Genomic DNA, 25366 nt, shown 5'->3' with positions numbered 1-25366 from the left:
TGACCCATGGGGCAGAAGCGCCTTTTGGTTGCCGGAAACTGGAAAATGAATGGCCTGCGTGCCGACGCCGAGCTTATGGTGGAAGGCCTTGCATCCTGCTGCCATGCCATGGGGAATGTTGCTGTTGATATTGCGCTCTTTCCCCCGGCAACCCTGCTGGACTACATGGTACGTGCCCTTGATGATACGCCTGTTGCCATAGGAGGACAGGACTGCCACCGTGCCGAGAAGGGTGCCTTTACCGGTGATCTGTCGGCTTGGATGTTGCGCGATGTTGGTGCTTCTCATGTTCTGCTGGGTCACTCCGAGCGGCGTACGGGACATGCAGAGAGCAGTGCGCAGGTCAAGGACAAGGCTCAGGCAGCCCAAGCTGCTGGCTTGGTTGCGATTATATGCGTTGGCGAGAACAGCTCGGAAAGAGACAGGGGGGAAACTCTTGCTGTTGTCGGGCGACAGGTGCAGGAATCACTCCCAGCAGGTGCGACGTATGCCAACACGATCATAGCGTATGAGCCCGTGTGGGCCATCGGATCCGGTCAAGTGCCGACGATGGAAGAGATTGCGAATGTGCATGGAGAGATACGGCGTCTTCTTGCAAAGATAATCGGGGATGATGCTGGTGCCACACGCATTCTCTATGGTGGTTCTGTGAAGCCTTCCAATGCGGCAGAGATCCTTGGCCTGGGGGATGTTGATGGTGCCCTTGTCGGTGGAGCCAGTCTTATCCTGGATGATTTCTGGGCCATTGTGACTGCCGCTGTCAGATAAATGGTAATTTGTTCTGGCATCCTGACATCAAGGGCATTAAAAATGCCCGTTTGATGATTCAGGCCGTGCGTTGAAGTCCCTGATGTCCATGTGAGTTTGGATTCGGGTGTCGCAGACCAGCCCTTTGACAGGTTGCACTATCTCATGATTACGGTTGTCCTTGTTATTCATCTTCTGATTGCCATGGCTCTTGTGGGCGTCATTTTGCTTCAGCGTTCCGAGGGAGGTGCTCTTGGCATCGGTGGGAATGCGGGCTTTGTCTCGGGGCGTGCAGCGGGCAACATTCTGACCCGCGCTACAGCCCTTCTGGCTGTTGCATTCTTTTCGACCAGCATGATCCTGGCTGTTCTGGCGGGTGGGAACCGGGCTGGTTCCATTCTGGATGTTCCGGAGCAACCTGCTTCTGCACCGTCTGGCCAGCGTTCGGGTGAGCCTTCGGTTCCCCTTTCTGAGTAAAGTCAGGGGTGGCAGACACCCTGCTTGTGCAGGGATTGTCGGGCATTATTCCCTTGGCCTTGTTCTGGTCTGTGGCAGTTCTGCGTGTTGGCTGTATGCAATATCCAAGCTTTGTTCCGGTGCTTGTCAATCTGGGCTTCTGCGTCGTTTTTATTTTGAAGGCAAGAGTTAGCGGACCATGACCCGTTTTATTTTTATTACAGGCGGTGTAGTTTCCTCCCTTGGCAAGGGGCTTGCCTCTGCCGCGCTGGGGGCCAGTCTGCAGGCAAGGGGATACAAGGTACGGCTTCGCAAGCTTGACCCCTATCTTAACGTTGATCCCGGCACCATGAGTCCGACCCAGCACGGTGAGGTTTACGTCACCGATGATGGTGCGGAAACTGATCTTGATCTCGGTCATTACGAGCGTTTTACAGGCGTCGCATCGCGTCGTTCCGATAACGTAACCGCGGGTCGTATTTATCGTACCGTTCTGGAGAAAGAGCGTCGGGGCGATTATCTGGGGGGAACCGTTCAGGTTATTCCCCATGTTACGGACCAGATTAAAACCTTTATTCTGTCTGATCTGACCGATGAGGACTTCTGCTTGTGTGAAATTGGGGGTACGGTTGGTGACATAGAAAGCCTGCCGTTCCTTGAAGCTATTCGCCAGCTGGGTAACGAGCTTGGTCGCGAACGGGCGATGGTGATCCATGTTACTCTTCTGCCCTATATTCCGACGGCTGGTGAGCTGAAGACCAAGCCAACGCAGCATTCCGTCAAGGAGCTTTTATCGGTCGGGATCCAGCCTGATATTCTGATGTGCCGTTCCGATAGGCCTATACCGGAAAGTGAACGTCGGAAGATTGCGCTGTTTTGCAATGTCAACGAGAAGAACGTAATTGCGGCCCTTGATGCTCCCACGATTTATCAGGTGCCAATAGACTATCACGCACAGGGTCTTGATACGCAGGTTTGCCGTCATTTTGGCCTGCCCTCTGATGTTTCCCCGGATCTGGGGCGTTGGCACACCATCGTCGGACGGGTTACAAAGCCCGAAGGGGTTGTGACGATTGGTATTGTTGGCAAATACACAAGCCTTCTTGATAGCTACAAGTCTCTTTCCGAGGCTTTGGTTCATGGCGGTATCGCCAATAATGTCAAGGTTCAGCTTGAGTGGTTTGATTCCGAGATTTTCGAACGAGAGGATGCTGCGCGTTTTCTTGAGTCCGTTGATGGCATTATGGTGCCCGGTGGCTTTGGAGAACGCGGAGCTGAGGGCAAGATCCGTGCCGCCCGCTTTGCGAGAGAGCACAAGATTCCTTATTTCGGCATTTGTTTCGGTATGCAGATGGCCGTTATTGAATGCGCACGCCATCTGGCCAATCTGCCTGATGCGTCGTCCTCGGAGTTCGGTCCGACCAGTGAGCCTTTGGTTGGGTTGATGACAGAATGGCTGCGCGGCACAGAGCTTGTCAAAAGATCCTCTACCAATGACATGGGCGGAACCATGCGCTTGGGGAGCTATGAGTGTCTATTGGCAGAGGGTAGCAAGGTACGGTCTATATATGGGCATGAGCGTATTTCTGAGCGCCATCGGCACCGTTACGAGGTGAATGTTCACTACCGTGAGCAGCTTGAAGCGGCTGGCCTGCGTTTCTCCGGGCTTTCTCCGGATGGCTTGTTGCCGGAAATTGTTGAGTATTCAGATCATCCGTGGTTCATTGGCGTACAGTTTCACCCGGAGTTGAAATCCAAGCCATTTGATCCGCATCCACTGTTCACATCCTTTATTCAGGCTGCGGTTACAAAGTCCCGTTTGGTTTGATGGATTGTGTGGCTTAACCCTGTCAGGACGGTTTTGATGTCAAACCCAGTTACTCCGCCGCGCCATGTTTCTATCGGCAGTCTTGTTCTTGGCAATGATCTGCCGATGGCTCTCGTCGCAGGACCGTGTCAGATGGAGAGCCGTGCTCATGCACTGGATACAGCCGGTCGTCTCGTCGAGATCTGTGCCGAGGCTGGTATCCCGCTGATTTACAAGACGTCTTTTGATAAAGCCAACAGGACATCTTCCAGTGGGAAGAGGGGAGCAGGTCTGGAGGCAGCTCTTCCTGTTTTTGACGACGTTCGCAGGCTCTTCTCGATCCCGGTTCTCACAGACGTGCATGAGCCGTGGCAGTGTGCGGAGGTGGCCTCAGTCGTTGATGTATTGCAGATTCCGGCTTTCTTGTGCCGACAGACAGACCTGTTGGTAGCGGCGGCCGGTACGGGGCGTGTGGTCAATGTTAAGAAGGGACAGTTTCTGGCGCCCTGGGATATGAAAAATGTTGTCTCCAAACTGGATGAGGCCGGGAATTCCTCTGTGCTTTTGACGGAGCGTGGCGCGTCCTTTGGTTACAACACGTTGGTTGTAGACATGCGGGGCTTGCCCATTATGGCGCGTGATACGGGGTGCCCGGTTATTATTGATGCAACGCATGCCGTGCAGCAGCCAGGCGGACGTGGTTCTTCTTCTGGTGGACAGCGTGAGTTTGCTCCTGTTATTGCCCGTGCTGCCCTGTCTTTGGGGCTGGCCGGTGTGTTTATAGAGACGCATGAAGATCCGGACAGGGCACCTTCTGACGGCCCGAATATGATTCCCCTTCACCAGATGCCGGCTCTTTTGCGCGAACTTTCCGCATTTGATCGCTTGGCCAAACAGCATCCGGTACACCTTGCCTGAGGAGTTTGTTCTGCCATGACCGTTATTGTCGACGTGCACGCACGTGAGATCCTTGATTCACGTGGGAATCCGACCGTTGAGGTTGATGTTATCTTGGAAAGTGGTGCTTTTGGCCGTGCTGCGGTTCCTTCTGGGGCGTCAACAGGTGCCCACGAGGCTGTTGAACTGCGTGACGGAGACAAGGCCCGTTATTTGGGCAAGGGTGTTCTGAAAGCTGTTGACGCGGTCAATGAGGAAATTTTTCCAGTTTTGGCCGGTATGGATGCTGAAGAGCAGATTGACATTGACCAAGCCATGGTTGACCTCGATGGCACGCCAAACAAGGCTCGTCTGGGGGCCAATGCGGTTCTTGGTGTTTCCTTGGCTGTTGCCAAGGCTGCGGCTGATGAGGTCAGTCTGCCTTTTTATCGGTATGTTGGTGGCGTTTTCGCCCGGACCCTTCCGGTTCCGATGATGAATATCATTAATGGTGGTCAACATGCTGATAATCCAATTGATATTCAGGAATTCATGATTATGCCGGTTTCCGCCGACAGTATGGCGGATGCAGTACGTATGGGTGCAGAAGTTTTTCATGCGCTGAAAAAGCAGTTGAGCGACGCAGGTCACAACACCAATGTAGGTGACGAGGGTGGCTTTGCCCCCGGTCTGAAATCAGCGGATGAAGCGCTTGGTTTCATCGTAAAGGCTGTCGAGAAGGCCGGTTACAGACCGGGGGACGACATCGTTCTGGCGCTTGATGCAGCCTCGACAGAGTTTTTCCGTGATGGGCGTTATCATATGGAAGGTGAAGGCAAGGTGCTCGATGCGGGTCAGATGGTCCGCTATTATGAGGATCTTTGTGGTCGCTACCCGATCTTTTCCATTGAGGATGGATTGGCTGAGGATGACTGGGGGGGCTGGAAACTTCTTACGGATGCGCTGGGTAAGAAAGTTCAACTTGTTGGTGATGATCTTTTTGTGACCAACGCTGAGCGCCTTTCCCGTGGTTTGAGCGAAGGTGTTGCCAACTCTATTCTGGTTAAGGTCAACCAGATCGGCACGCTATCTGAAACTTTACAGGCCGTAGAGGTTGCGCATAGGGCAGGGTATACTTCTATTCTTTCCCACCGCTCTGGTGAAACAGAAGATAGCACCATTGCTGATATTGCTGTGGCGACCAATTGCGGGCAGATCAAGACGGGTTCGTTGAGCCGGTCGGATCGTATTGCCAAGTACAATCAGCTTATTCGGATTGAGGAGCTGTTGGGCGGTTCTGCTGCTTATGCCGGGCGCAGCATTCTGCGGGGTTAGTCTTTAGTGCATAGCAGGCGGTGCAGAGATGTTACTGCCTGCTGCGCTGTATGGCGTGGCACTATTGACCCACATGAGATTGCCGTGTTTGTTGTAAGACATGTCCATAGTTGAAGAAATACGTCGAAGGCTGAACAAGGCCATTGCTCCACTGTTGGGTATGGCTGCTGTCTTCTATTTCGCATTTCATGCCATCCAAGGTGACCGTGGCCTGTTCTCGTGGTGGCAAATTCGTCAAGAAATAGTGCGAGCAGAATCCGCCCTTCAGGCATTGCAGGCAAAGCGGGCCGATCTTGAAAATCGGGTCTCCTTACTCCGGCCAGAAGGGATAGATCCGGATCTTCTAGAGGAGCGGGCGCGTGTTATGTTCAATATGGGTCGTCCGGGTGAGCAGGTTATTCTCCTTCCGAAATTTTCTACCGAAGATAAGTCCTTGTTGCCTTCCGAGCCGCACCTTTTACAGTGAGAGTGCTGCTCTTCTTCTGCCTTACCTGCGTTCCTGGAAGCATATTTTTGCTGTCAGAGTCGATTTTTAACGCAATAACAGTGGCTGGCAGCTTGGTTTCTGCTTATATCCCATCTACACTTGGTGCTCAGGGCTGTTTTTCACGGCTCTTGCCTTGATTTTGAAGTCACAAAAGCGACTTGGTGCCTCTGAGAGGGCCGGTTGCTGGAAAGAAGAGGTTCATTGTGGAGACGGGCTCATTGCAAACTTTCCCTGTCCTGCCCTTGCGGGATATTGTCGTCTTCCCACACATGATTGTCCCACTGTTTGTGGGTCGTGAGAAGAGTGTCCGTGCACTTGAGGATGTTATGACGGATGACAAGCAGATCCTGCTTGTTGCCCAGAAAAACGCATCACAGGACGACCCGTCTCCGCAGGATATCTATGATGTTGGGACGCTTTCGACGGTTTTGCAGCTGCTGAAACTGCCTGACGGGACGGTCAAAGTTCTGGTGGAAGGTGGGCAACGTGCCCGTATTTCTGCTTATGGTCCGCGTGAAGAGTTTTATGAAGCAGGGGTCGTTCTGCTGGAAGAAGAAGAGGGTGACAGTCAGGAGCTTGAGGCTCTTGCCCGTTCTGTAACCAGCCGTTTCGAGCAATACATAAAGCTCAACAAGAAAATACCGCCTGAAGTTCTTGTCTCGATCAATCAAATTGAGGATTCTGCCAAGCTGGCAGATACCGTAGCCTCTCACCTTTCCCTGAAAATTTCCGAGAAGCAGGAACTTCTTGAACTCCAGACCATTACAGAGCGCCTGGAGCGGATCTTGGGGCATATGGAGTCCGAGATTGGTGTTTTGCAGGTTGAAAAGCGTATCAGTAACCGTGTCAAGCGGCAGATGGAGAAGACCCAGCGCGAGTATTATCTGAATGAGCGCATGAAGGCGATCCAGAAAGAGCTTGGTGAAGGTGAGGATGGCAAAGACGAAGTTGCCGAGCTTGAGGAGCGCATAAACAAGACCAAGCTTTCCAAGGAAGCCAAGGAAAAAGCTCTGGGCGAGCTGCGTAAGCTGAAGTCAATGAGCCCCATGTCGGCAGAAGCAACAGTTGTTCGCAATTATCTCGACTGGATGCTTTCTATTCCTTGGAAAAAACCCTCTAAAGTGCGCAATGACGTCAAGGCAGCGGGTAAAGTCCTTGATACGGATCACTATGGCCTTGAGAAGGTCAAGGAACGCATTCTGGAGTATCTTGCTGTTCAGCAGCGTACGCGCAAGCTGAAGGGGCCTATCCTGTGCTTGGTGGGGCCGCCCGGTGTCGGGAAGACGTCTCTCGGTCAATCCATCGCAAAATCGACAAATCGTAGCTTTGTTCGTGTCTCGCTTGGTGGGGTGCGTGATGAATCCGAAATACGGGGACATCGTCGCACCTACATAGGGTCGATGCCGGGCAAGGTTATTCAGGGCATGAAGAAGGCCAAGACATCCAACCCTCTGTTCCTTCTGGATGAGGTTGACAAGTTGGGGCAGGATTGGCGCGGTGATCCGTCCTCTGCCTTGCTGGAAGTGTTGGATCCCGAGCAGAATACCACGTTCCAGGATCATTATCTGGAGGTGGATTACGATCTTTCCGACGTGATGTTTGTGTGCACAGCTAATACGCTCAGGCTGCCGCAGCCTTTGCTTGACCGGATGGAAATTATACGGCTGTCCGGGTATACCGAGGATGAGAAAGTGGAGATCTGTCGGCGCCATTTGATACCCAAGCAAATGGAAGCCCATGGCCTGAAGAAAGATGAATGGTCTATTACGGATCAGGCTCTTCGTGACTTGGTTCGCTATTACACGCGGGAAGCCGGCGTTCGTAATCTGGAAAGAGAACTGGCAACCTTGACCCGCAAAGCAACCAAGGAAATTTTGTTGCGTGGTCTGAAAAAGGTCGCGGTTAGCCCAAAAAACCTGGAGAAATACGCTGGGGTCCGCAAGTACCGCTATGGAGAGGCGGAGCTGGAGGACTTGGTCGGCGTTGTAACAGGCTTGGCTTGGACAGAAGTTGGTGGCGATCTTTTATCGATTGAGGCGGTTACTGTTCCCGGGAAAGGCAAGTTTACCGTTACGGGTCAGCTGGGCGACGTCATGAAGGAGTCTATAGAAGCGGCTCGATCCTATGTCCGCTCACGGGCAACGACGTTTGGTCTGAAGCCCACCATTTTTGATCGAAAAGATATCCACGTTCATGTTCCCGAAGGGGCGACACCTAAAGACGGGCCTTCTGCCGGGGTTGCAATGTCGACAGCCATCGTGTCGACGCTAACGGGCATCAAAATCCGGGCTGACGTCGCGATGACCGGCGAAATAACTCTGCGGGGGCGGGTTCTGGCAATCGGCGGGCTGAAGGAAAAATTATTGGCGGCTTTGAGGGGCGGTATCAAAACTGTTCTGATTCCGCAGGAGAATGAGAAGGATCTGGCTGAAATCCCTGATAATGTCAGGAAAGGACTGCGGATCATTCCTGTTGCGACAGTTGATGAAGTCTTGGATCATGCCTTGGTTGAGCGTCCTGTGCCGATCGAATGGTCAGAGGATGAAGAAAACAAGGCTGCTGACATCGCACGTTCCCGTGACGATGATGTGACGGATATTCGACCTCATTGAGTGTTCCTACCTGTCTGAAACACGCGCCTGACGGGGTCCTTTCTGGACCCCGTTTTGTTATTGCATGCTGTTGATGTATGGATTTCTATTGGAAATATATCAATCCACAATTTAGGTAAGAGATGAAAAGAGAGAAATATACTCTTCCTCTATCAGTATGACGTTGACGGAATGCAGCGCTGATGATCTGATTTCTATTGTGCAGGTCCGGTTCTTCCGCAGATTCTGCCAGTTCTGTTTTTGTCATGACAGAAGGGAGCTTCACGTGAACAAAAGTGAATTGATTGCTGCCGTTGCCGAGACAAGCGGGTTGAGCAAGAATGATGCGGGGCGTGCTATTGACGGTATATTCTCCACAATCACCTCATCCCTCAAGAAAGGTGACGAGGTGCGGCTTGTGGGGTTTGGTACGTTCTCCATATCCCGGCGCGCAGCGACAGAAGGGCGCAACCCGCGTACAGGGGATGTCATAAAGATTCCGGCATCCAAGCAGCCAAAATTCCGGGCCGGCAAGGGCCTGAAAGAAGCCGTTCAATAAGAGGGAATTTCGTAAAGAATGCCGGGGCTTTTATCTCAAGGCCCCGGCACTTCTTTATGCGTCAAGTATTGGCAAAAGCGAGGCAATAACGCGCTCAAACATATCAAGCGTTAGACGCCCCGTATTCACGTTGTAGCGTGAGGTATGATAGGTGTTCACGACAATAGCCTTGCCTGGAATATGGTGTATGCGCCCATGGGAAAACGGCCACAGTGACTTTCTCTCATTCAGGACAGTCAACACAGAATCGTGTGCGATACGGCCCAATGCAAGAATGGCCCGCAAATCAGGCATGGCCGCAATATCGGCAGCAAGAAATTGACGGCATTGCCTCTGTTCTTCGGGTGTTGGTTTATTCTCGGGCGGAACGCACTTGACGGCATTGGTAACACGGGCTCCGGATAGCTCCAGCCCATCAGATGGGTCGGCCCGGAAGATACCTTGAGCCAAGCCATATTTTACCAATGTCGGATACAGGACCTCACCGGCGAAGTCACCAGTAAAAGGCCGTCCTGTGCGGTTGGCACCACGAAGACCGGGAGCGAGGCCAACGATAAGCAGCCGCGCATTCTTGTCGCCAAAAGGGTGCACAGGCCCATTGAACCAGCCCGGATTTGTCGTCCGGGCTTCTGCAATATAATGGTTCAGACGTGGGCACAAAGAGCAGTTGTGATCAGGAAGCAGCATTTTCGTCTTGCGTAACAGATACATCTTGTTGTGGTGCATTATGAGCTTGGTAATGCTGGCGTTCATCCTGACGAACAATACCGCTGCGGGAAATCAGGGGTTCGAGGTCCAGAAGTTCGAGGAAGTTGTCTGCTTGTCTGCGGAGGTCATCAGAGGCAATTGGCGATGAGGACTTGACCGTTGAAACAACTGTCACACGCAGCCCACGTTTCTGGACAGCTTCGACAAGTCGGCGCAGGTCGCCATCCCCGGAGAAAAGAACAATGTGATCCAGATGCTCGGACATTTCCATGACATCAACAGCCATTTCAATATCCATGCTTCCCCGTGCCTTGCGTCGGCCAGATGCGTCTACATATTCCTTTGTTGCAGGCTTTGTAACCATTGTGTAGCCGTTGTAGTCGAGCCAGTCGACAAGGGGCTTTATAGATGAATAGGGAGATTTGGTCTGTGGAACCGGTGAAGCCGGTGATTTAGCCGCGTAGTAATCTTGGTCTTCAATCAGTACGGTGTAGTAGAAGGCCCGGATAAGGCGTCCCTTGGTCGCAAACAAGTCCAGAAGCTTGCGGTAATCTATATCAAAGCCCAGTGCCCGGGCTGCCGCATACAGACTGGATCCATCAATAAACAGGGCAATGCGTTCAGCAGGGTAAAAAATCATGTCTTTTATTCCTTCAGTATGTTCGGTCAGGCATTGTGGTGCCGGAACGGTGGCAATACGTGCTGTCGTTAACTTCTGTGAAGGTTATAGTCCAGTGTTAAGAGAGGTCAACGGGGCTGCAAACAATTTTGCAGTATTCATCGCCAGTCTCGTTATGGGTATAGAGGGCAGGGAGCGTTTCTAGTGTCTGTTTTTGTTGCTTTTGGGGCAAATCTGGCAGGGCCTTGTGGTTCCCCTGCCCAAGCATTTGATGCAGCTGTTACATTGCTTGAGCGGCATAGTGTGCCTGTTACACAGCGTTCTTCACTGTGGGAGAGTGCTCCTGTGCCACGATCCGAACAGCCATGGTACGTTAATGCCGTTGTACAGGTTGATACAGATCTGGCGCCCCATGATCTTTTGGGTCTCCTGCATCGTATAGAGAGTGCAATGGGCAGGGTTCGTTCTGAGGCCAATGCTTCCAGGGCCATAGATCTTGATCTTTTAGCCTATCATGCTCAAGTCATTGGCCAGAAAGGTGGAGAGGGATTGATGTTGCCGCACCCACGACTGCATGAGAGGGCCTTTGTCCTGTTTCCCTTGCAGGAAATTGCTCCGAACTGGATTCACCCGGTTTCAGGAGCATGTATCCCCGATATGACGGCCGCCTTAGATCCTTCACAGGAAATCCGTTGCCTTGCCGCGCAGTAAGGATGGTTCTTGTCAGGGGGTGGACACTCGTTTATACAGGCAGACTTATCTGTCCTCCATTTTGTCCCTTGTTCTGTTTGCGGGAGAGCCCGATGGCCCGAGTTACCGTTGAGGATTGTGTTGTCAAGGTACCCAATCGTTTCGATCTGATTCTTGTATCTGCCCAAAGATCACGACAGATATCGTCCGGGGCTCCTGTGCTTGTCGAGCGTGATAACGACAAAAACCCCGTTGTTTCTCTTCGGGAAATCGCAGAAGACAAGGTTGATGTGAATAGCTTGCAGAGCGCTCTTGTCCAGGGGCTGCAGCGTCACGTCGAGGTCGATGAGCCTGAAGATGAAGACTTTGGCAGCCTCTCTGTTGAAGCGGTCGGAGAAATTGGTTCCATGATCATCTTGGATGATACGGATGACAGCTTGACCGTCCAGGATAGTGCGGAGACAAAGGGAGAAGGTGCCTTCGTCATGCAGGACAATGACTTTGATGAAGAAGGTTGATGGTCATATTTTGATATAAATCTCGGGTTAGTATTTGTGTTGCTGAAAGGGCTGTAATACCATGGTTATGGGTATGCAGCCCTTTCTTGTTCTGCCCTTGGCGTGTGTGTACCGGCCCCTTGTGTCAGACATGCTATTGGACTGATCTAGAAGAAAAAACAGGTGCTTGGCAAATGATGCGGCAGTATGAGCTTGTTGAGCGCGTCAAGGCCTATGATCCGACGGCGGACGAGGATGCCCTCAATCGTGCCTATGTTTTCGCTGTCCAAAGGCACGGATCGCAGTTGCGGGCGAGCGGGGACCCGTATTTCTCTCATCCTGTTGAGGTTGCTGGTATTCTTACCCGCTATCGCCTTGATACAGCGACTATTATTACGGCTCTTCTCCACGATACGATCGAGGATACGGATGTAACCCTTGATGAAGTTACACGCCTTTTTGGCGGTGATGTGGCGCGTCTTGTTGATGGTGTGACCAAACTGGCGCGCATAGAGCTTCAGTCAGACCAGACAAAGCAGGCAGAGAACTTCCGCAAGCTTCTTCTTGCTATGAGCGAAGATATCCGTGTTTTGCTCGTAAAGCTTGCGGATCGTGTGCACAACATGCGTACGCTGCACTACATCAAGAAGCCGGAAAAGCGTCGTCGTATTGCTCTGGAAACCATGGAAATATACGCTCCCTTGGCCGAGCGTATAGGCATGCAGGAGTTCAAGGTTGAACTTGAAGAAAGCGCTTTTGCAGAGCTGCATCCCGATGCGCATGCCTCGATTGTGGCACGCCTGCGCTATCTTGAAGAGCAGGGCGGAGATCTGGTTTCCCGCGTAATTGGTGAGCTTCGTGATACTTTGGCTCACGGGGGTGTGCAGGCAACATTATCAGGCAGGGAAAAAACGCCCTGCTCCATCTGGCGCAAGATGCAGCGCAAGGATGTCGCATTCGAGCAGCTATCAGACATTATGGCCTTCCGGGTTCTTGTTCCTTCGGTAGAAGACTGTTACCGGACGCTTGGGTTGCTTCATGCGGCCTATCCCATGGTTCCCGGGCGTTTCAAGGACTATATTTCAACGCCCAAGCCTAACGGTTATCAGTCTCTCCACACCGGTATTATCGGGCCACAGCGCCATCGGATTGAGATCCAGATCCGAACGCATGCCATGCATGATATCGCAGAGATGGGTGTTGCGGCGCACTGGAGCTACAAGCAGGTGGCGGTTCCTGCTGCTGGGACACTGACGGACGGGCGACAGTATCGCTGGGTGCGTGAGTTGTTGGAAATCTTGGATCACGCAACCAATCCAGAGGAATTTCTGGAACATACCAAGCTGGAGATGTTTCAGGACCAGGTTTTCTGCTTCACGCCCAAGGGAGATCTTATTGCCTTGCCGGGAGGCGCAACGCCGGTTGATTTTGCTTATGCGGTGCATACGCACGTTGGTGATACCTGTGTCGGGGCGAAGGTGAATGGCCGGATTGTTCCCTTGCGTTCCATTTTGTCCAATGGTGATCAAGTCGAGGTTATCACCAGCCCAAAGCAAACTCCCAATCCTGAATGGGAGCGTTTTGTTGCCTCCGGCAAGGCGCGCGCCCGGATTCGGCGCTATATCCGCAACCAGCAGAAAGACCAGCATACGGAGCTTGGGCGCAAAATCCTGTCCCAAGCCTTTCGTGATGAAGGGTACGAGATGACAGACAAGGCGCTGTCTGTCGTTCTGAAAAAATTCAAGGTTGATACAATCGATGATCTCTGTGCCCATGTGGGGGAGGGGATTCATACCGGGCGGGAAGTGGTTCTGGCCGTCTATCCGGGTCTCCGCATGGCCAAGCCTGTGGAAGAGACTCTGCCTCGGCCCCGGCATCTGGATGGTCGCCATCGAGAGAAGAATGGTAGCAGGAGGCATGCTGTTGCCATCAAGGGATTAATTCCGGGGATGGCGCTCCATTATGCAAAATGCTGCCACCCTCTTCCCGGGGATCGTATTGTTGGCATTGTAACAACTGGAAAGGGTGTTACAATCCATACTATTGATTGCGAACAATTGGGACCCTTTTCAGACCAGCCTGAGCGGTGGCTTGACTTGGCTTGGGATCAAGAAGGAACAGGGCAGAACTATATTGGTAGGGTTAATCTTGTTGTCTCTAATGAAACGGGCAGTCTTGGCGTTCTATCAACCATAATAGCCAAGAATATGGGCAATATAACAAACCTCAAGATAACTGGTCGAACTGCTGAGTTCTTTGATATGATTGTCGATATTGATGTTCGTGATGTGAAGCATCTTATTAATATAATAGCAGCCCTCAGAGCGACTCCTTCTGTCAGCTCGGTCGAGAGGGCAAGAAAGTAATTGTGCTTGTGATGGATAAGGCAATATGATGCCCTTTAATTGTAGAATCTTCTTCATGGTGGACGCGTGAGAGTTTCTTTTTTCTCGTTTGGCTTCTTTATTCTTTCTCTGTTGTCAGAGGGCGTTCTTGCTTCGTCTTGTCTCCACAAGGCCGATGATGAGGCGATTCGTGTTCGTCAACTTCATGTTGAGCTTATGGTTGCGGCTCTGAAATGCGGAAACGGTGGCTCTGGCCTTCGTGATAGCTATGGCCGTTATGTCCAAGCTCACAGCAGCGCGTTATCAAGTAATGCCAATGAGTTACGTGGCTACTTCAAGCGCTCTTATGGGAAGAACTCTGCCTATCATTTTGACCGCTTTATGACCCGCCTTGCCAATGACGCATCTATCCGCAGTCAGGGCATTACTTCATATTGTCAGGATGCGGCCAAGGTTCTTGATGCCGTCAATGCCTTGGAAACAGCCGAAGGCCTGAAGCGTTTTGCTGTATCTTCTATGCCCGCCCACGATGATAGCCTCCCACAGTGCAAGGTTTCAGGGCAGGAAGCCCGTACGGCAAGCCGCTAGCTCGCTGCTGCGTCCTGCTTCCCCGTAGTATATCAGCGCCACTCTCTGTTCAGGAGATGCCCAAATGCCTGAACCGCAGTCAGGAAGTACTTTGTGCCTGCGACCGGAGGGTTTTCGGCGTATGGCTTGGGTCGAGTGGGGACCGTCAGAGCATCCACTTGTTGTCTGCGCACATGGATTGACGCGCTCCGGGAGAGATTTCGATTTTCTGGCTCGCGCGTTGACACCCCGTTATCACGTTGTGTGTCCAGATATTCTGGGCCGAGGTCAATCCGACTGGCTGGCAGATTCTGCTGGTTATGCTTATCCGGGTTATCTGTCTGATATGACAACGTTGATATCCCGCTTTGGTTCTCCTCCTACCCTATGGATTGGAACATCCATGGGTGGGCTTATCGGTATGTTGTTGGCTGCCCTTTCCGGATCACCTGTTCAATACCTTGTCATGAATGATGTGGGGCCATTTATTTCCGATGCGTCATTAGAGAGTATCCGCAATTATGTAGGAGACACTCCCCTCTTTCCTGATTATTCTGACGCAAAAGCACAGATCCTTGATCGGTATGCAGATTTTGGTCCGATCCCGGAATCCCGCCAAGATCACTTTGTGCGATCTTCTCTCAAGTCGGATTCAGAGGGTGGGGGATTTCGTTTTCATTATGATCCGGCTATTGGGCTTCCATTGCGGGCTGCAGCCGGTCAGGATGTTGATTTATGGCCCGTATGGGAAAGCCTTACAATACCCGTGTTGGTTCTGCGAGGGGAACGATCCAGTCTTTTATCCCGTGAAACAGCGAACCGCATGGGCATGCGGCCCGGTACCAGCGTGATTGAAGTCAAAGAATGCGGCCATGCGCCATCTCTTATGGAGGAAGATCAGATCAGGCTTGTAACAAAATGGATTTTCTCAATACTGTGAATTACCACGGTCATCAGCTTCCTAAGTCACGGCCGATCCGGAAGGCGTCCTGAGTGTATCCCAGACGATAGCGATAAACAGCGACAGCTTCCATAACCCTTTGCACATAGTTACGCGTTTCAGGGAACGGAATGCGTTCGATCCAGTCAAGCATGTCAATTTCTCGGGTGCGGGGGTCTCCGTACTCACGGGCCCAGCGGGCAGGGCGTCCTGGACCTGCGTTATAGGCTGCAATGGCCATGGCATAGGACCCATCGAAGCGCCGTAAAAGCGTCGAGAGGTAATGTGACCCCAATGAGACGTTCAGATCCGGGTTCCGGTTCAGCACCTCGCTGCCTTTCATGGACACGCCGCGCTGCTTGGCCACAGCTTTGGCTGTGGCGGGCATTAACTGCATCAAACCGCGGGCACCGGCCGCACTGATTGCGCCGGTACCAAAGTTACTTTCTTGGCGAATAACAGCAAGAATCAAAGCCTTTTCCGGCCCATCAGGTAACGTAAAATCCGGCAGAGGATATGCCGTATTCAGGTCGTGATGCCCTTTTTGGGCTGCACGGCGCGCGATCGCAACGCCGGCCTCTGTCCCGGCTTCGCGTGCGATGTTCAGGGCAATGGCCCGCTCTCCTGGTGTTTTGGCATCTTCGATCAGGCGAATAAGGAACGGCATCATCTCTTGCTGCCGTCCTAGGGAGGCCAGGGCCAAGGCTGTAAGGGTCAGCGACCGTGCGCTGGCGGTTTCCTTCTCGTCGCCAGAAGCCCGTGGCGCGGGAGGCAGTGACGGTATGGTGCCCGTACGCTCGGCAGCTAGTTGACCGTAGAACGTTGTCGGTTCGTCGGCAGCCCGAAGATAGGCTTTCTTTGCTTCTGCGCTGTCACCAAGCGTTTCCAAGGTTCTCCCGATCCAGTAGTGAGCCCGGGCAACGCTGATAGGAAAGCTGACGGCAGACGCAACATTGCGAAAATGGGGCAGGGCCATTTTGGGGCGATCGAGAAAGCGCAGGGCAATCCACCCGGCCAGCCACTCTAGATCTGCGTAGACGGCTCCACCTTGAATGGCATGCCTACGAGCCATGTCATAGGCCCTGCGATAATTTCCCTTGTCGAGCATCGCTCTGGCCAGAACCAGTCTCTCTTTTGCCCATAGATCCGGTTTTCCCTTGTCCGCAGAGGGGTGACCAAGAAGTTCGGCAGCAGACTCTTCCAAGTTTTTCTGGCGTCGGAACACCATGCGGTCAAAGACAAAGCCCGGGTCGTCAGCGCGGTTGCGGGGAACGTTACGGACAAGCTTGTCTGCGGCACCAGAGCGTTCCTGCAGTGCGATGCGGGCCAAGGCAACCGTGCGGGTATCGGCATCGACCCGTTGCTCCTTCAAAAGGAAACGGGCATCGCCAAGATCCCCGGCCCACAGGCGCTCATCAAGACGTTTTCTGTGGTCCTGATTTCGAAGCCACTTCCCGAACCGGGCGAGCAGGCGGTTTTCATCGCTCCGTGCCAGTCCGTAACTGATCCATGTGTCACGGATTAACTCCTCGGCTTCGCCTTTCCTGCCTGTGGCCAGAAGGGCTTCGGCCATAAACATACGACCACGCCCTGTCCGTGGTGGCCAAGCTCGAAACCATTCGAGGAGATCTTCTGGGTCCTCATCGCCTGTCATTCGCTCCTCAGCCTTGCGCTGCAGGACCGACATCATGGGCCAGTCTGGATATTTTGCGATGAAGTCGCGGACATCGGAAAAGTTTGGGGCGCTGTCGTTATCAGTGAGCCAGCGCCACCTGAGATAGTTCACAAGCACCGGGTTGTCGGCAAGCTGTCCATTGCGCAGGGCATCATCCCATCGGTCAGAATCCGCATCCGACAAGGCCCGTGTATACAGAACCTGATCCTCAGCGTTCAACCCACTGAAATGAACGGATGCCAAGGCTGACGAGGTTGATACCTGCAACCCGGCAACAAAAGCCAGAACCGCGACGGAGTTCCGTATATCCCGCAAGATCAGCAACGCTCGGCTTGCCCCCAAGTTTGCAGGGTATGCCCTGCTTTCCGGAACAACTCTATACTTTTGGCTGTATAGCAGATAGGGCGTACTGTGGCATATGGAATTTGAATGACAGCAACATACTATATGTTTCTTGTTTTCGCAGAATTCATGGTCCAGGAATGCTTGCCCCTGGATTGATGGATCGTTATTGTCTTGCCTTGGCTTGGGGCCTTTGATGTGCCCGAACAAACCATGCCTGACGGAGCCAACCATGTACAGCGGGTCTTTTACAGCCCTGATTACGCCATTTTCTGCGGATGGGTCTGTTGACGAGCGGGCCTTCCAGGACTTTGTCGTGTGGCAAATCAACGAAGGTACCAATGGCCTTGTTCCTGCGGGAACAACGGGGGAGACGCCAGTACTCAGCCCAGATGAATACAAAAGACTTCTGAGATTGTGTGTCGAGGCGGCTTCTGGCCGTGCTGTCATCATGGCTGGATCGGGCACCAATTGTACCGCCGAATCCATAGAGCGCACACAGTACGCAGAACAGGTTGGTGCCAACGCAGTTATGGTTGTAACGCCCTACTATAACAAGCCCACACAGGAAGGACTGTACCAACACTACAAGGCCATACACGATTCCTGTAATCTGCCTGTGTTTATTTATAATATCCCCGGGCGGAGCGTTGTGGACATATCACTGGACACGATGAAGCGTCTTGCCGAGTTGCCGAGAATAGCTGGTATCAAGGATGCCACGGCTGACTTGTCGCGTCCGTCGCAGCTGCGTCTTGCCCTTGGTGACAGTTTTTGCCAGTTCTCCGGGGATGACCATACATCGGTTGCCTTTCTGGCCCAGGGTGGGCATGGCTGTATATCCGTAACTTCAAATATTGCTCCCCGCCTGTGTGCTGACTTGCACCGCGCTTGGGAAGAGGGAAGCATGGAAAAGGTGAGTACCTTGCGCGATCGTCTCGTCCCGTTACACAATGCTCTGTTTTGTGAAACCAATCCGGCCCCGGTCAAGTATGCTGCCAGCCTGATGGGGCATTGTTTGGACCGTGTTCGTCTTCCCTTGGTTCCAGCCAGTCAGAATGCCCGGGAACGTGTACGCGCCGCGATGACGGATGCCGGCCTTCTGGAGGCTGTTTCCTGATATGTCAAAGCCTTCCGGGAATGGCCTCATCAGCAAGGGGCCTGTTGCTCAGAACCGTCGTGCACGTTTTGATTATGCGATCAGTGATACCTTTGAAGCCGGCATTGTCTTGACCGGTACCGAGGTAAAATCCTTGCGACACGGGCATTGTAATATTACCGAGGCCTATGCAGGGCGTATGGGCGATGGGATCGATGTCTGGCTTTACAACGCCTATATCCCCGAATATCAGTCCAAGTCCCCCTTCTCGCATGAAACAAGGCGTCCCCGTAAGCTTCTTTTGCATCGCAAGGAGGCGCGGCGTCTTCTTGCAGCCTTGGCACGGCAAGGCATGTCTTTGGTCCCGATGTCCTTGTACTTCAATGATCGTGGCATTGCCAAACTTCAGCTTGGCTTGGGTAGCGGCAAGAAGAAGGGAGACAAGCGCGAAACGGTCAAGGAAAGAGACTGGAACCGCCAGAAGCAAAGGCTGATGCGCGACAAGGGGTAAGAGAAAAGGCTGCATCCGGAAGTCAGATGCAGCCTTCTTTGTTTCAGGCCGGATTGATGGTGGTCAATGCCTGTTCCAAGTCTGCGATCAGATCATCCGGATCTTCTACCCCGACCGACAGCCTGACAACGCTGTCTGTAATCCCCAATGTCTGCCTGCGCTCTTCCCCCAAGCTGGCATGAGTCATCAAGGCCGGATGATTGACCAAGCTTTCAACACCACCGAGGGATTCAGCCAAGGTAAAGACTTCCAGCGCTTCCAGGAAACGCTTGGTTCCAGCCAGATCTGTGTTCAGGCGGATGGAAATCATGCCCCCGAACCCGCCTGTCATTTGCCGTTGTGCAACGCTGTGTCCGGCATGTCCGGGAAGGCCGGGGTACCAGACGTGGTCAACAAGCTTGTGTCCTGACAGGAAGGTAGCCAAGGTCATAGCGCTGCGGCAGTGACGCTCCATCCGCAAGGGAAGCGTCTTCAAGCCCCTCAGGGCCAGGAAGCTGTCAAAGGGGGACAAAATAGCACCCGATGCATTTTGCAGAAATTCAAGCCGTTCTGAAAGTTCTGGTGCGTCCGACGAGGTTACAACGGCTCCCCCAACCATGTCAGAATGTCCGTTCAGGTACTTGGTGACAGAGTGCACAACTAGATCAAAGCCCAGTTCCAGCGGGCGCTGCAGGGCTGGTGAAGCAAACGTGTTGTCGGCAACAGTCAGGATACCATGCTTGCGCCCAAGGGTTCCAATGGCAGCCAGATCAGCGATTTTCATCAGGGGGTTGGTCGGTGTTTCAACCCAGATCATTCTGGTATCAGTCTGGATCGCATCCCGCAGGGCATCGATGTTATCAGCAGGAACATACGAAACCCCGATATGCTGCGTACGTTTGCGAACGCGCTCGAACAGGCGGTATGTTCCTCCATACAAATCATCAACAGCAATAATGTGTGCGCCGGGGTCAAGAAGGTCAAGAATGGCTGCTTCTGCCGCCAAGCCGGATGCAAAGGCAAAGCCGCGGGCACCGGATTCCAGACTGGCAAGGCAATCTTCAAAGGCACGCCGTGTCGGGTTGCCGGATCTTGAATATTCCCAACCGGTGTGTTGCCCCGGGCTGCTCTGGGCATAGGTGGAGGTAGCATAAATCGGGGTCATAACGGCCCCGGTCGAGGGGTCAGGGGCCTGTCCAGCGTGCACGGCACGTGTGGAAAAGCCCCTGGAATGTTTTGAAGAGTGGGAGGACATTGGGAAAGGCTCCGTCAGCGGATCAGGTGTCAAGCCGATTGCGCAGGTGTGTGATCAGGTCTATGCGGGTAATCAGGCCATGGAAGGTCCCATCAGACCCGACGATCAACGCAGCACGGTTATGGTTGAACAGGCGCACCAGATCCCTGAGGGTGGCAGAGGGCAGAACGGTTTCCGGATTTTTTGTCATCGCCGAGGATACAGTGTCGGCCAAAGTATCCGGATCATCCAAGGCTGCGAGAAGGATATCGGACTCATCCAGTACGCCAACAAGCCGGTCGCCTGACAAGACGGGCAATTGGGACACGTCGGCTTGCTTCATCCGGTTACAGCCTGTTTTCAACGTGTCATCCGGGCCAACGGTGATGGTTTCTCCACGTTGGTGACTGCGACTGATCAAGTCACGCAGGTCACCGTGCTTCAAGCGGTCCAGGAAGCCGTGTTCATCCATCCATTGGTCATTGAACATTTTTGACAGGTACTTGTTGCCGCTGTCACACACAAAGGTGACAACACGCTGCGGCGTGTCCTGCTCCTGAATGTAACGTAATGCGGCAGCCAGAAGGACGCCGCAGGAGGATCCCCCCAGTATTCCTTCATGCCGAAGCAGGGAGCGTGCGGTTTCAAAGGCCTCCCGGTCACCGATCGTATAGGCATGTGAAACGTTTGAGAGGTCGGCAATGGGGGGGAGGAAATCTTCGCCTATTCCTTCGACCAGCCAGCTTCCGGCCTGTCCGATCTTGCCGCTCCGGATGTACTCTGCCAGAATACTGCCGCGTGGGTCAGCCAGTACAATACGCGTCTTGGGACTAACTCGTTTGAAAAAACGTGACAGTCCGGTCAGGGTGCCGCCCGAGCCAACACCACACACAACAGCATCAACATTGTGCTCCATCTGTTCCCAGATTTCAGGACCGGTTGTTTCCTCGTGAACCGCTGGGTTGGCCGGATTGGCAAACTGGTTCACATAGACAGCGCCCGGGATGCTGGCAGCAAGGCGTTCGGCCTTTTCTTGGTAATAATCCGGGTGTCCCTTTTCCACATCAGAGCGTGTCATAACAATTTCTGCACCCATGGCTTTCAGGTGCTGTACTTTTTCTTTGCTCATTTTGTCGGGAATGACCAAGATCAACCGGTATCCACGGGTTGCCGCCACCAGGGCTAATCCAAGCCCGGTATTTCCGGCTGTAGCCTCCACCAAAGTGCCGCCAGGTTTAAGAGCCCCTGTTTTTTCAAAGGATCGAACCATGCTCAGGCCGATACGATCCTTGATGGATCCTCCGGGATTATGGTTCTCCAGCTTGGCAAAAAGACGTGATCCTTTTGTATCAAAAGACATCAGTTCAATCAGGGGGGTGTTGCCAATCAGGTCCAGACAGGTCTTCACAAAGTCGCTCCTGAAATATATAGCCAAAAGGGCAGGGCGATAGATAGCACAGGTCAATCGAGAGAAAACGATAATAACGGCAGAATACCTTTGTTTTTCGCCCGGAAGGCCGAAATCTTTTCTTGCAAACAAGAAGCGGGTGGGCTATTTACTCCCCCGCATCCACAGGTGGGGCGGTTAGCTCAGTTGGTAGAGCGTCGTCTTTACACGGCGAATGTCGGGAGTTCGAAACTCTCACCGCCCACCATGTACCGGGTTGAAAGTCAGCCGGACAGATGCCTGCCGAAATCGCGATTCATAGTCTTTGCTCCTCAGTAATGAGGAGGCTTGCGTGATTCATGGGATGGCTCCAGTGTTTCCAGAGCGTGGCGCAGGGCGTTTACCGTTTTGGCAAGATGCGTGACAGCGTCCCATTGACGGGTCATAACGTCACTCAATTCCTGCTGCGTCTTTTCAAGATGCGCCACGTGGATTTCCAGCTCATCAATACGGTGAAGCAGCTCATGTTCTGTTGTCATGGATGGCATCAGCTTTTCATTTGGATATTTCGTTTTCGGTATCAAGGGGTGCGCTTTCTTTCATTATGTCTTGCGGGGTGAGTTGGCGTCGCTGTGCTATTGTTTTCTGATACAGCCCGCCAAAGCATGTTTCCTTCTTCCATAACCAGCCTTCCATCCCTGCGCATATGTGGGAAATTTCATGTGCGACCATGCTGCTGGCATAGGGTTCCAGGTAATGAAAAACAGCCGACAGAACGGGGCGCAATGGATGCCATCGGGCAGGGCGATGGTAATCTATAAAAATGCAACGCCCTGACGGCGTGAGGCTCTCGAGAAGGTTTCTGACAATGGAAGGCCTGTCCTGCTCCGGAACTTCATGCAGAAGAAAAAAGCATACTACCGAATCATAGCGCTTTTTGGAAGGCTGGCGGGCATCGTGCTGATAAACATGCGCATGCGTGATGTCCTGCATTTTATGCGTTGTAAGTCGTACCTGGACAGGTGCGATATCACGTATATCAAGCAGACCGGTCGGGCCAACAGCGTCTGCCAGCTTACGCGAGAAATTACCGTAGACAGCCGCTGGCTGCATGATGCGGCTACCGGGCTGTATTTCCTTGCAGGCCCACGCGCACAGGCGCGACGCATTGCCCCATAAGATCGTGTTGACGATAGCCTGGCGATCAAAGAAGCGTGTGCCAAACGGTGAAAGATAGGCCCATGCATAGGTTTCCCTGAGATAGGTCGGCACAAGTGCTTCATTAGCTTCTGGCGCGACGCGTACGGGGCCCCCATTTCCATCAGGCATGTGTATTCGCCTCGGTCTTTGCATAGAGCGCATCAGCTCTTTTCTCGAAGGCATCAACAATACGCTGGATTGATGACTCGGAAAAAAGGCCGGAGAGCGTGTTCAAGGTTCCGGAGCGGAAGTCAAAATCCACGTGAAGCGTTACCAGGCATTTTTCGTGTGGCTCAGGCACAAAGGTCCAGTCGAGAAACATGAAGCGAAACGGTGTATCCTGACTTCGCACGGAGATTGACGATGGATAGTCCAGAAAAGTGTCTGTGTGGAAACTATAGCGCAAAGGACCGGCCCTTAGTATCTGTTCGGCCTTGTAGTGTTTATCTGTTGAGCTTTTTACACGAACCGCCTGCCAGAAAGGAACAAATTCAGGGTAACGGGCAACATCTGCAACCAGGGTAAACATCTGGGCTGTTTTATAGGGAACCTTCTTGCCAACAGTCAGGGATGTCATTGTCGTGCCCTCTTGGTTTTTACGGGGCATGTCAGCCCAGCGAGGTTTGCAGGCGTATGGTATGTTTCCGACAGACATATATGATCCAGAACTTGGTGTGTAATACTCCTGCCTACCCTCCTTGTGACGAGATGAAAACACCCCTGTCAATACGCATGTTTTCTTGACTTGGGACAATCACCCAGATTACATCACGCCGTTTCCGTATGGGCCCGTTTTTGCCGGGTTTTTCATCAAGCTTTGTCTCAGGGCATGCTTTATGTGTCTGGGGGGAAGTTTGTAACAGATCAATGACCTGTCCGTTGGATCAGGTCGGGTGTCTGGGTTAATATGGCGACGTTCCAGCGCAAGCTGGGCCCGTGCGGCATTTTGGAGAGAAGCACGCGGGTGGTTGTGTGTTGTACAGGAGAGGTGTGGATACTTCGGGCAGGAATCTATGGTTCTGCCTCCGGTTTCGTTTGATGCAGGCTGTTTGGTCTGTGTGGAATCCGTTGTATCCTCCAGTGTCTTTATCCTGATGCCACACTATCCGCTGTAGCAGGAGGTTGGAGCCACTCATGGAGGATCTGCTCCGCGAATACCTGCCGATTCTGATTTTCCTCGGAATCGCAGTCGCTATTTCAGGGATTGCCATCTTGGCATCCCGTATTGTTGCTTCCCAGCGACCTGATCCTGAGAAGGATTCGGCCTACGAGTGTGGCTTTGAGGCATTTGACGATGCGCGGGCCCGTTTTGACGTTCGCTACTACTTGGTCGCTATCCTTTTCATCATTTTTGACTTGGAAGTTGCCTTCCTGTTCCCGTGGGCTGTCAGCTTCGGAGACATTGGTTTGCTGGGATTTTGGTCGATGATGATCTTCCTTGGCGTGCTGACCATCGGCTTTATTTATGAATGGAAGAAAGGGGCTCTCGAATGGGAGTGAGCGGACAATCCGGCGCCGGTGTTCCGGTTGCGCCTTCCGGTCAGGGCGATTCCTTTGTCCAGACAGTCAATGATGCTTTGCAGGAACGTGGTTTCCTGCTGTCCTCCGTGGACAGTCTTGTCAACTGGGCACGTACTGGCTCCCTGTGGCCAATGACGTTCGGACTTGCATGCTGTGCCGTGGAGATGATTCACGCCTACATGCCCCGTTATGACCTGGACCGTCTGGGCGTGGTACCCCGGCCCAGTCCGCGCCAGTCGGATGTCATGATTGTTGCCGGTACATTGACCAACAAAATGGCGCCTGCCTTGCGCAAGGTGTATGACCAGATGGCTGAGCCACGCTGGGTTATTTCCATGGGCTCCTGTGCCAACGGTGGCGGGTATTACCATTACTCTTACTCTGTTGTGCGTGGATGTGACCGGATTGTGCCTGTTGATATCTATGTTCCCGGTTGTCCACCAACGGCTGAGGCCCTGGTATACGGGATTATGCAGTTGCAGAAGAAAATCCGCCGTACGGGCGGCCTTCACCGCTGATACGTGAAAGACAGTCGGAACAAGACGATGAAGCTGACCGAAGAGCAGGTACAAGCCCTGAAAGATCTGGGAGCGCATATCGCGGCCATGTTGCCCGATGATGTCGTCTCTGTTGCTGTGGTAAGGCAGGAGCTGGTGGTAACCATCAATCCTACCAGTGTCATCAGGGTGATGATGGCCTTGCGTGACGATGCGACCTGCAAATTCACGCAAATGGTCGAGCTTACCGCTGTCGACTATCCCGAAAGGGAAAACAGGTTCGAGATCGTATACTGCTTGCTGTCCATGACGCATAACCAGCGGGTTCGGGTCAAGTGTATGGTTGACGGAGAGATGCCCGTGCCGTCCATTACGTCAGTGTTCTCGGCTGCAAACTGGTTTGAGCGCGAAGTCTGGGACATGTACGGAATCTTTTTTGCTGAACATCCGGACCTGCGGCGTATTCTGACTGACTATGGTTTTCAGGGGCACCCCCTGCGCAAGGACTTCCCTCTGACAGGGTACGTCGAGATGCGCTATGACGAAGACCAGAAACGCGTGATTTACGAACCTGTCAAGTTGGCGCAGGATTTCCGCACTTTTGACTTCCTGAGCCCGTGGGAAAACATGACCACTCGCTGGCTGCCCGGTGATGAAAAAGCCGGCGTTGAACCGCCAAAAGCCGGGGAAAAGTAAT

Annotated in this window: 26 protein-coding genes and 1 tRNA gene; 19 read left to right on the top strand and 8 right to left on the bottom strand. The window is 53.0% G+C overall.

Going from position 1 to position 25366, the window contains the following annotated elements:
• The first annotated feature begins 6 nt into the window (after positions 1-6).
• From tpiA to HEQ61_RS01920, 8 genes are all read left to right on the top strand, one after another.
• A complete protein-coding gene (gene tpiA / locus HEQ61_RS01955) occupies positions 7-768 on the top strand; it encodes a triose-phosphate isomerase (RefSeq protein ID WP_168018971.1) in 762 nt (253 codons plus the stop codon).
• 90 nt (positions 769-858) lie between these two features.
• Positions 859-1224, top strand: a complete 366-nt coding sequence (secG, locus tag HEQ61_RS01950) for a preprotein translocase subunit SecG (RefSeq protein ID WP_322099166.1) — start codon at positions 859-861, stop codon at positions 1222-1224.
• A gap of 178 nt (positions 1225-1402) precedes the next feature.
• The gene (locus tag HEQ61_RS01945) at positions 1403-3031 is read left to right on the top strand and encodes a CTP synthase (RefSeq protein WP_168018969.1); all 1629 of its coding nucleotides are present in this window, start codon (positions 1403-1405) and stop codon (positions 3029-3031) included.
• 36 nt (positions 3032-3067) lie between these two features.
• Positions 3068-3928, top strand: a complete 861-nt coding sequence (gene kdsA / locus HEQ61_RS01940; protein WP_168018968.1) for a 3-deoxy-8-phosphooctulonate synthase — start codon at positions 3068-3070, stop codon at positions 3926-3928.
• A gap of 15 nt (positions 3929-3943) precedes the next feature.
• Positions 3944-5221 (top strand): phosphopyruvate hydratase, encoded by a 1278-nt coding sequence (eno, locus tag HEQ61_RS01935; RefSeq protein WP_168018963.1) that lies wholly within the window; start codon positions 3944-3946, stop codon positions 5219-5221.
• A gap of 100 nt (positions 5222-5321) precedes the next feature.
• Positions 5322-5687 (top strand): FtsB family cell division protein, encoded by a 366-nt coding sequence (locus HEQ61_RS01930; protein WP_168018961.1) that lies wholly within the window; start codon positions 5322-5324, stop codon positions 5685-5687.
• A gap of 290 nt (positions 5688-5977) precedes the next feature.
• Positions 5978-8320, top strand: coding sequence for an endopeptidase La (gene lon, locus HEQ61_RS01925; RefSeq protein WP_245183077.1), 2343 nt, complete (start codon positions 5978-5980; stop codon positions 8318-8320).
• A 265-nt stretch (positions 8321-8585) separates the two neighbouring features.
• A complete protein-coding gene (locus tag HEQ61_RS01920) occupies positions 8586-8858 on the top strand; it encodes an HU family DNA-binding protein (protein ID WP_066136840.1) in 273 nt (90 codons plus the stop codon).
• Positions 8859-8912: 54 nt separating this feature from the next.
• On the opposite strand, the gene HEQ61_RS01915 is transcribed toward HEQ61_RS01920, so the two are convergent.
• Together HEQ61_RS01915 and HEQ61_RS01910 are read right to left on the bottom strand one after the other, a co-directional pair.
• A complete protein-coding gene (locus HEQ61_RS01915) occupies positions 8913-9545 on the bottom strand; it encodes a uracil-DNA glycosylase (protein WP_209315581.1) in 633 nt (210 codons plus the stop codon).
• Positions 9532-10206, bottom strand: a complete 675-nt coding sequence (locus HEQ61_RS01910) for an NYN domain-containing protein (RefSeq protein ID WP_168018957.1) — start codon at positions 10204-10206, stop codon at positions 9532-9534. The genes HEQ61_RS01915 and HEQ61_RS01910 overlap by 14 nt, the downstream gene beginning before the upstream one ends.
• 183 nt (positions 10207-10389) lie before the next feature.
• On the opposite strand from HEQ61_RS01910, the gene folK reads away from it, so the two are divergent.
• The 5 genes from folK to HEQ61_RS01885 all read left to right on the top strand — a co-directional run bounded on the left by folK (position 10390) and on the right by HEQ61_RS01885 (position 15224).
• Positions 10390-10896, top strand: a complete 507-nt coding sequence (folK, locus tag HEQ61_RS01905) for a 2-amino-4-hydroxy-6-hydroxymethyldihydropteridine diphosphokinase (protein ID WP_168018955.1) — start codon at positions 10390-10392, stop codon at positions 10894-10896.
• A 92-nt stretch (positions 10897-10988) separates the two neighbouring features.
• On the top strand, positions 10989-11393 hold the full coding sequence (rpoZ, locus tag HEQ61_RS11460; protein WP_168018953.1) for a DNA-directed RNA polymerase subunit omega: 405 nt from the start codon (positions 10989-10991) through the stop codon (positions 11391-11393).
• A 173-nt stretch (positions 11394-11566) separates the two neighbouring features.
• The gene (locus tag HEQ61_RS01895; RefSeq protein ID WP_168018951.1) at positions 11567-13738 is read left to right on the top strand and encodes a RelA/SpoT family protein; all 2172 of its coding nucleotides are present in this window, start codon (positions 11567-11569) and stop codon (positions 13736-13738) included.
• 66 nt (positions 13739-13804) lie between these two features.
• On the top strand, positions 13805-14305 hold the full coding sequence (locus HEQ61_RS01890) for a hypothetical protein (RefSeq protein ID WP_168018950.1): 501 nt from the start codon (positions 13805-13807) through the stop codon (positions 14303-14305).
• 64 nt (positions 14306-14369) lie between these two features.
• Positions 14370-15224, top strand: a complete 855-nt coding sequence (locus HEQ61_RS01885) for an alpha/beta fold hydrolase (protein WP_168018949.1) — start codon at positions 14370-14372, stop codon at positions 15222-15224.
• 13 nt (positions 15225-15237) lie between these two features.
• On the opposite strand, the gene HEQ61_RS01880 is transcribed toward HEQ61_RS01885, so the two are convergent.
• Positions 15238-17241 carry a lytic transglycosylase domain-containing protein gene (locus HEQ61_RS01880; protein ID WP_168018948.1) on the bottom strand — a complete coding sequence of 668 codons (2004 nt, stop codon included), beginning with the start codon at positions 17239-17241 and terminating at the stop codon, positions 15238-15240.
• A gap of 232 nt (positions 17242-17473) precedes the next feature.
• Between HEQ61_RS01880 and dapA the strand changes: the two genes are divergently transcribed.
• Together dapA and smpB are read left to right on the top strand one after the other, a co-directional pair.
• Positions 17474-18361 (top strand): 4-hydroxy-tetrahydrodipicolinate synthase, encoded by an 888-nt coding sequence (gene dapA, locus HEQ61_RS01875; protein WP_168018947.1) that lies wholly within the window; start codon positions 17474-17476, stop codon positions 18359-18361.
• Between the two features lies 1 nt (position 18362).
• Complete coding sequence (gene smpB / locus HEQ61_RS01870; protein WP_168018946.1) at positions 18363-18851, top strand: SsrA-binding protein SmpB; 489 nt, start codon at positions 18363-18365, stop codon at positions 18849-18851.
• A 43-nt stretch (positions 18852-18894) separates the two neighbouring features.
• On the opposite strand, the gene HEQ61_RS01865 is transcribed toward smpB, so the two are convergent.
• Both HEQ61_RS01865 and HEQ61_RS01860 read right to left on the bottom strand, forming a co-directional pair.
• Positions 18895-20085, bottom strand: coding sequence for a trans-sulfuration enzyme family protein (locus HEQ61_RS01865; RefSeq protein WP_168018945.1), 1191 nt, complete (start codon positions 20083-20085; stop codon positions 18895-18897).
• Between the two features lie 22 nt (positions 20086-20107).
• The gene (locus HEQ61_RS01860) at positions 20108-21472 is read right to left on the bottom strand and encodes a cystathionine beta-synthase (protein ID WP_322099165.1); all 1365 of its coding nucleotides are present in this window, start codon (positions 21470-21472) and stop codon (positions 20108-20110) included.
• 171 nt (positions 21473-21643) lie between these two features.
• On the opposite strand from HEQ61_RS01860, the gene HEQ61_RS01855 reads away from it, so the two are divergent.
• Positions 21644-21719, top strand: a tRNA-Val gene (locus HEQ61_RS01855).
• A gap of 64 nt (positions 21720-21783) precedes the next feature.
• Here HEQ61_RS01855 and HEQ61_RS01850 read toward each other — a convergent pair.
• From HEQ61_RS01850 to HEQ61_RS01840, 3 genes are read right to left on the bottom strand one after another with little or no spacing between them, the layout of a single operon-like run.
• Positions 21784-21999 carry a SlyX family protein gene (locus HEQ61_RS01850; RefSeq protein WP_168018944.1) on the bottom strand — a complete coding sequence of 72 codons (216 nt, stop codon included), beginning with the start codon at positions 21997-21999 and terminating at the stop codon, positions 21784-21786.
• Positions 22000-22006: 7 nt separating this feature from the next.
• Entirely contained in the window at positions 22007-22780 is a 774-nt protein-coding gene (gene rquA, locus HEQ61_RS01845) for a rhodoquinone biosynthesis methyltransferase RquA (protein ID WP_168018943.1), read from the bottom strand.
• Positions 22773-23228: a type II toxin-antitoxin system RatA family toxin gene (locus tag HEQ61_RS01840; RefSeq protein WP_168018941.1), complete on the bottom strand. Its 456-nt coding sequence runs from the start codon at positions 23226-23228 to the stop codon at positions 22773-22775. The genes rquA and HEQ61_RS01840 overlap by 8 nt, the downstream gene beginning before the upstream one ends.
• A gap of 557 nt (positions 23229-23785) precedes the next feature.
• Here HEQ61_RS01840 and HEQ61_RS01835 point away from each other — a divergent pair.
• Genes HEQ61_RS01835 through HEQ61_RS01825 form a run of 3 tightly spaced genes read left to right on the top strand, consistent with a single transcriptional unit; the run spans position 23786 to position 25365 of the window.
• Positions 23786-24151 (top strand): NADH-quinone oxidoreductase subunit A, encoded by a 366-nt coding sequence (locus HEQ61_RS01835; protein WP_168018940.1) that lies wholly within the window; start codon positions 23786-23788, stop codon positions 24149-24151.
• On the top strand, positions 24142-24690 hold the full coding sequence (locus tag HEQ61_RS01830) for a NuoB/complex I 20 kDa subunit family protein (RefSeq protein ID WP_245183049.1): 549 nt from the start codon (positions 24142-24144) through the stop codon (positions 24688-24690). The genes HEQ61_RS01835 and HEQ61_RS01830 overlap by 10 nt, the downstream gene beginning before the upstream one ends.
• 27 nt (positions 24691-24717) lie before the next feature.
• Entirely contained in the window at positions 24718-25365 is a 648-nt protein-coding gene (locus HEQ61_RS01825; RefSeq protein WP_168018938.1) for an NADH-quinone oxidoreductase subunit C, read from the top strand.
• The last annotated feature ends 1 nt before the right edge of the window (position 25366 follow it).

It is taken from the genome of Haematospirillum sp. H4485, from assembly GCF_012102745.1.
Lineage (GTDB): Bacteria > Pseudomonadota > Alphaproteobacteria > Rhodospirillales > Rhodospirillaceae > Haematospirillum.
This window is presented reverse-complemented; position numbering and strand designations above follow the sequence as displayed.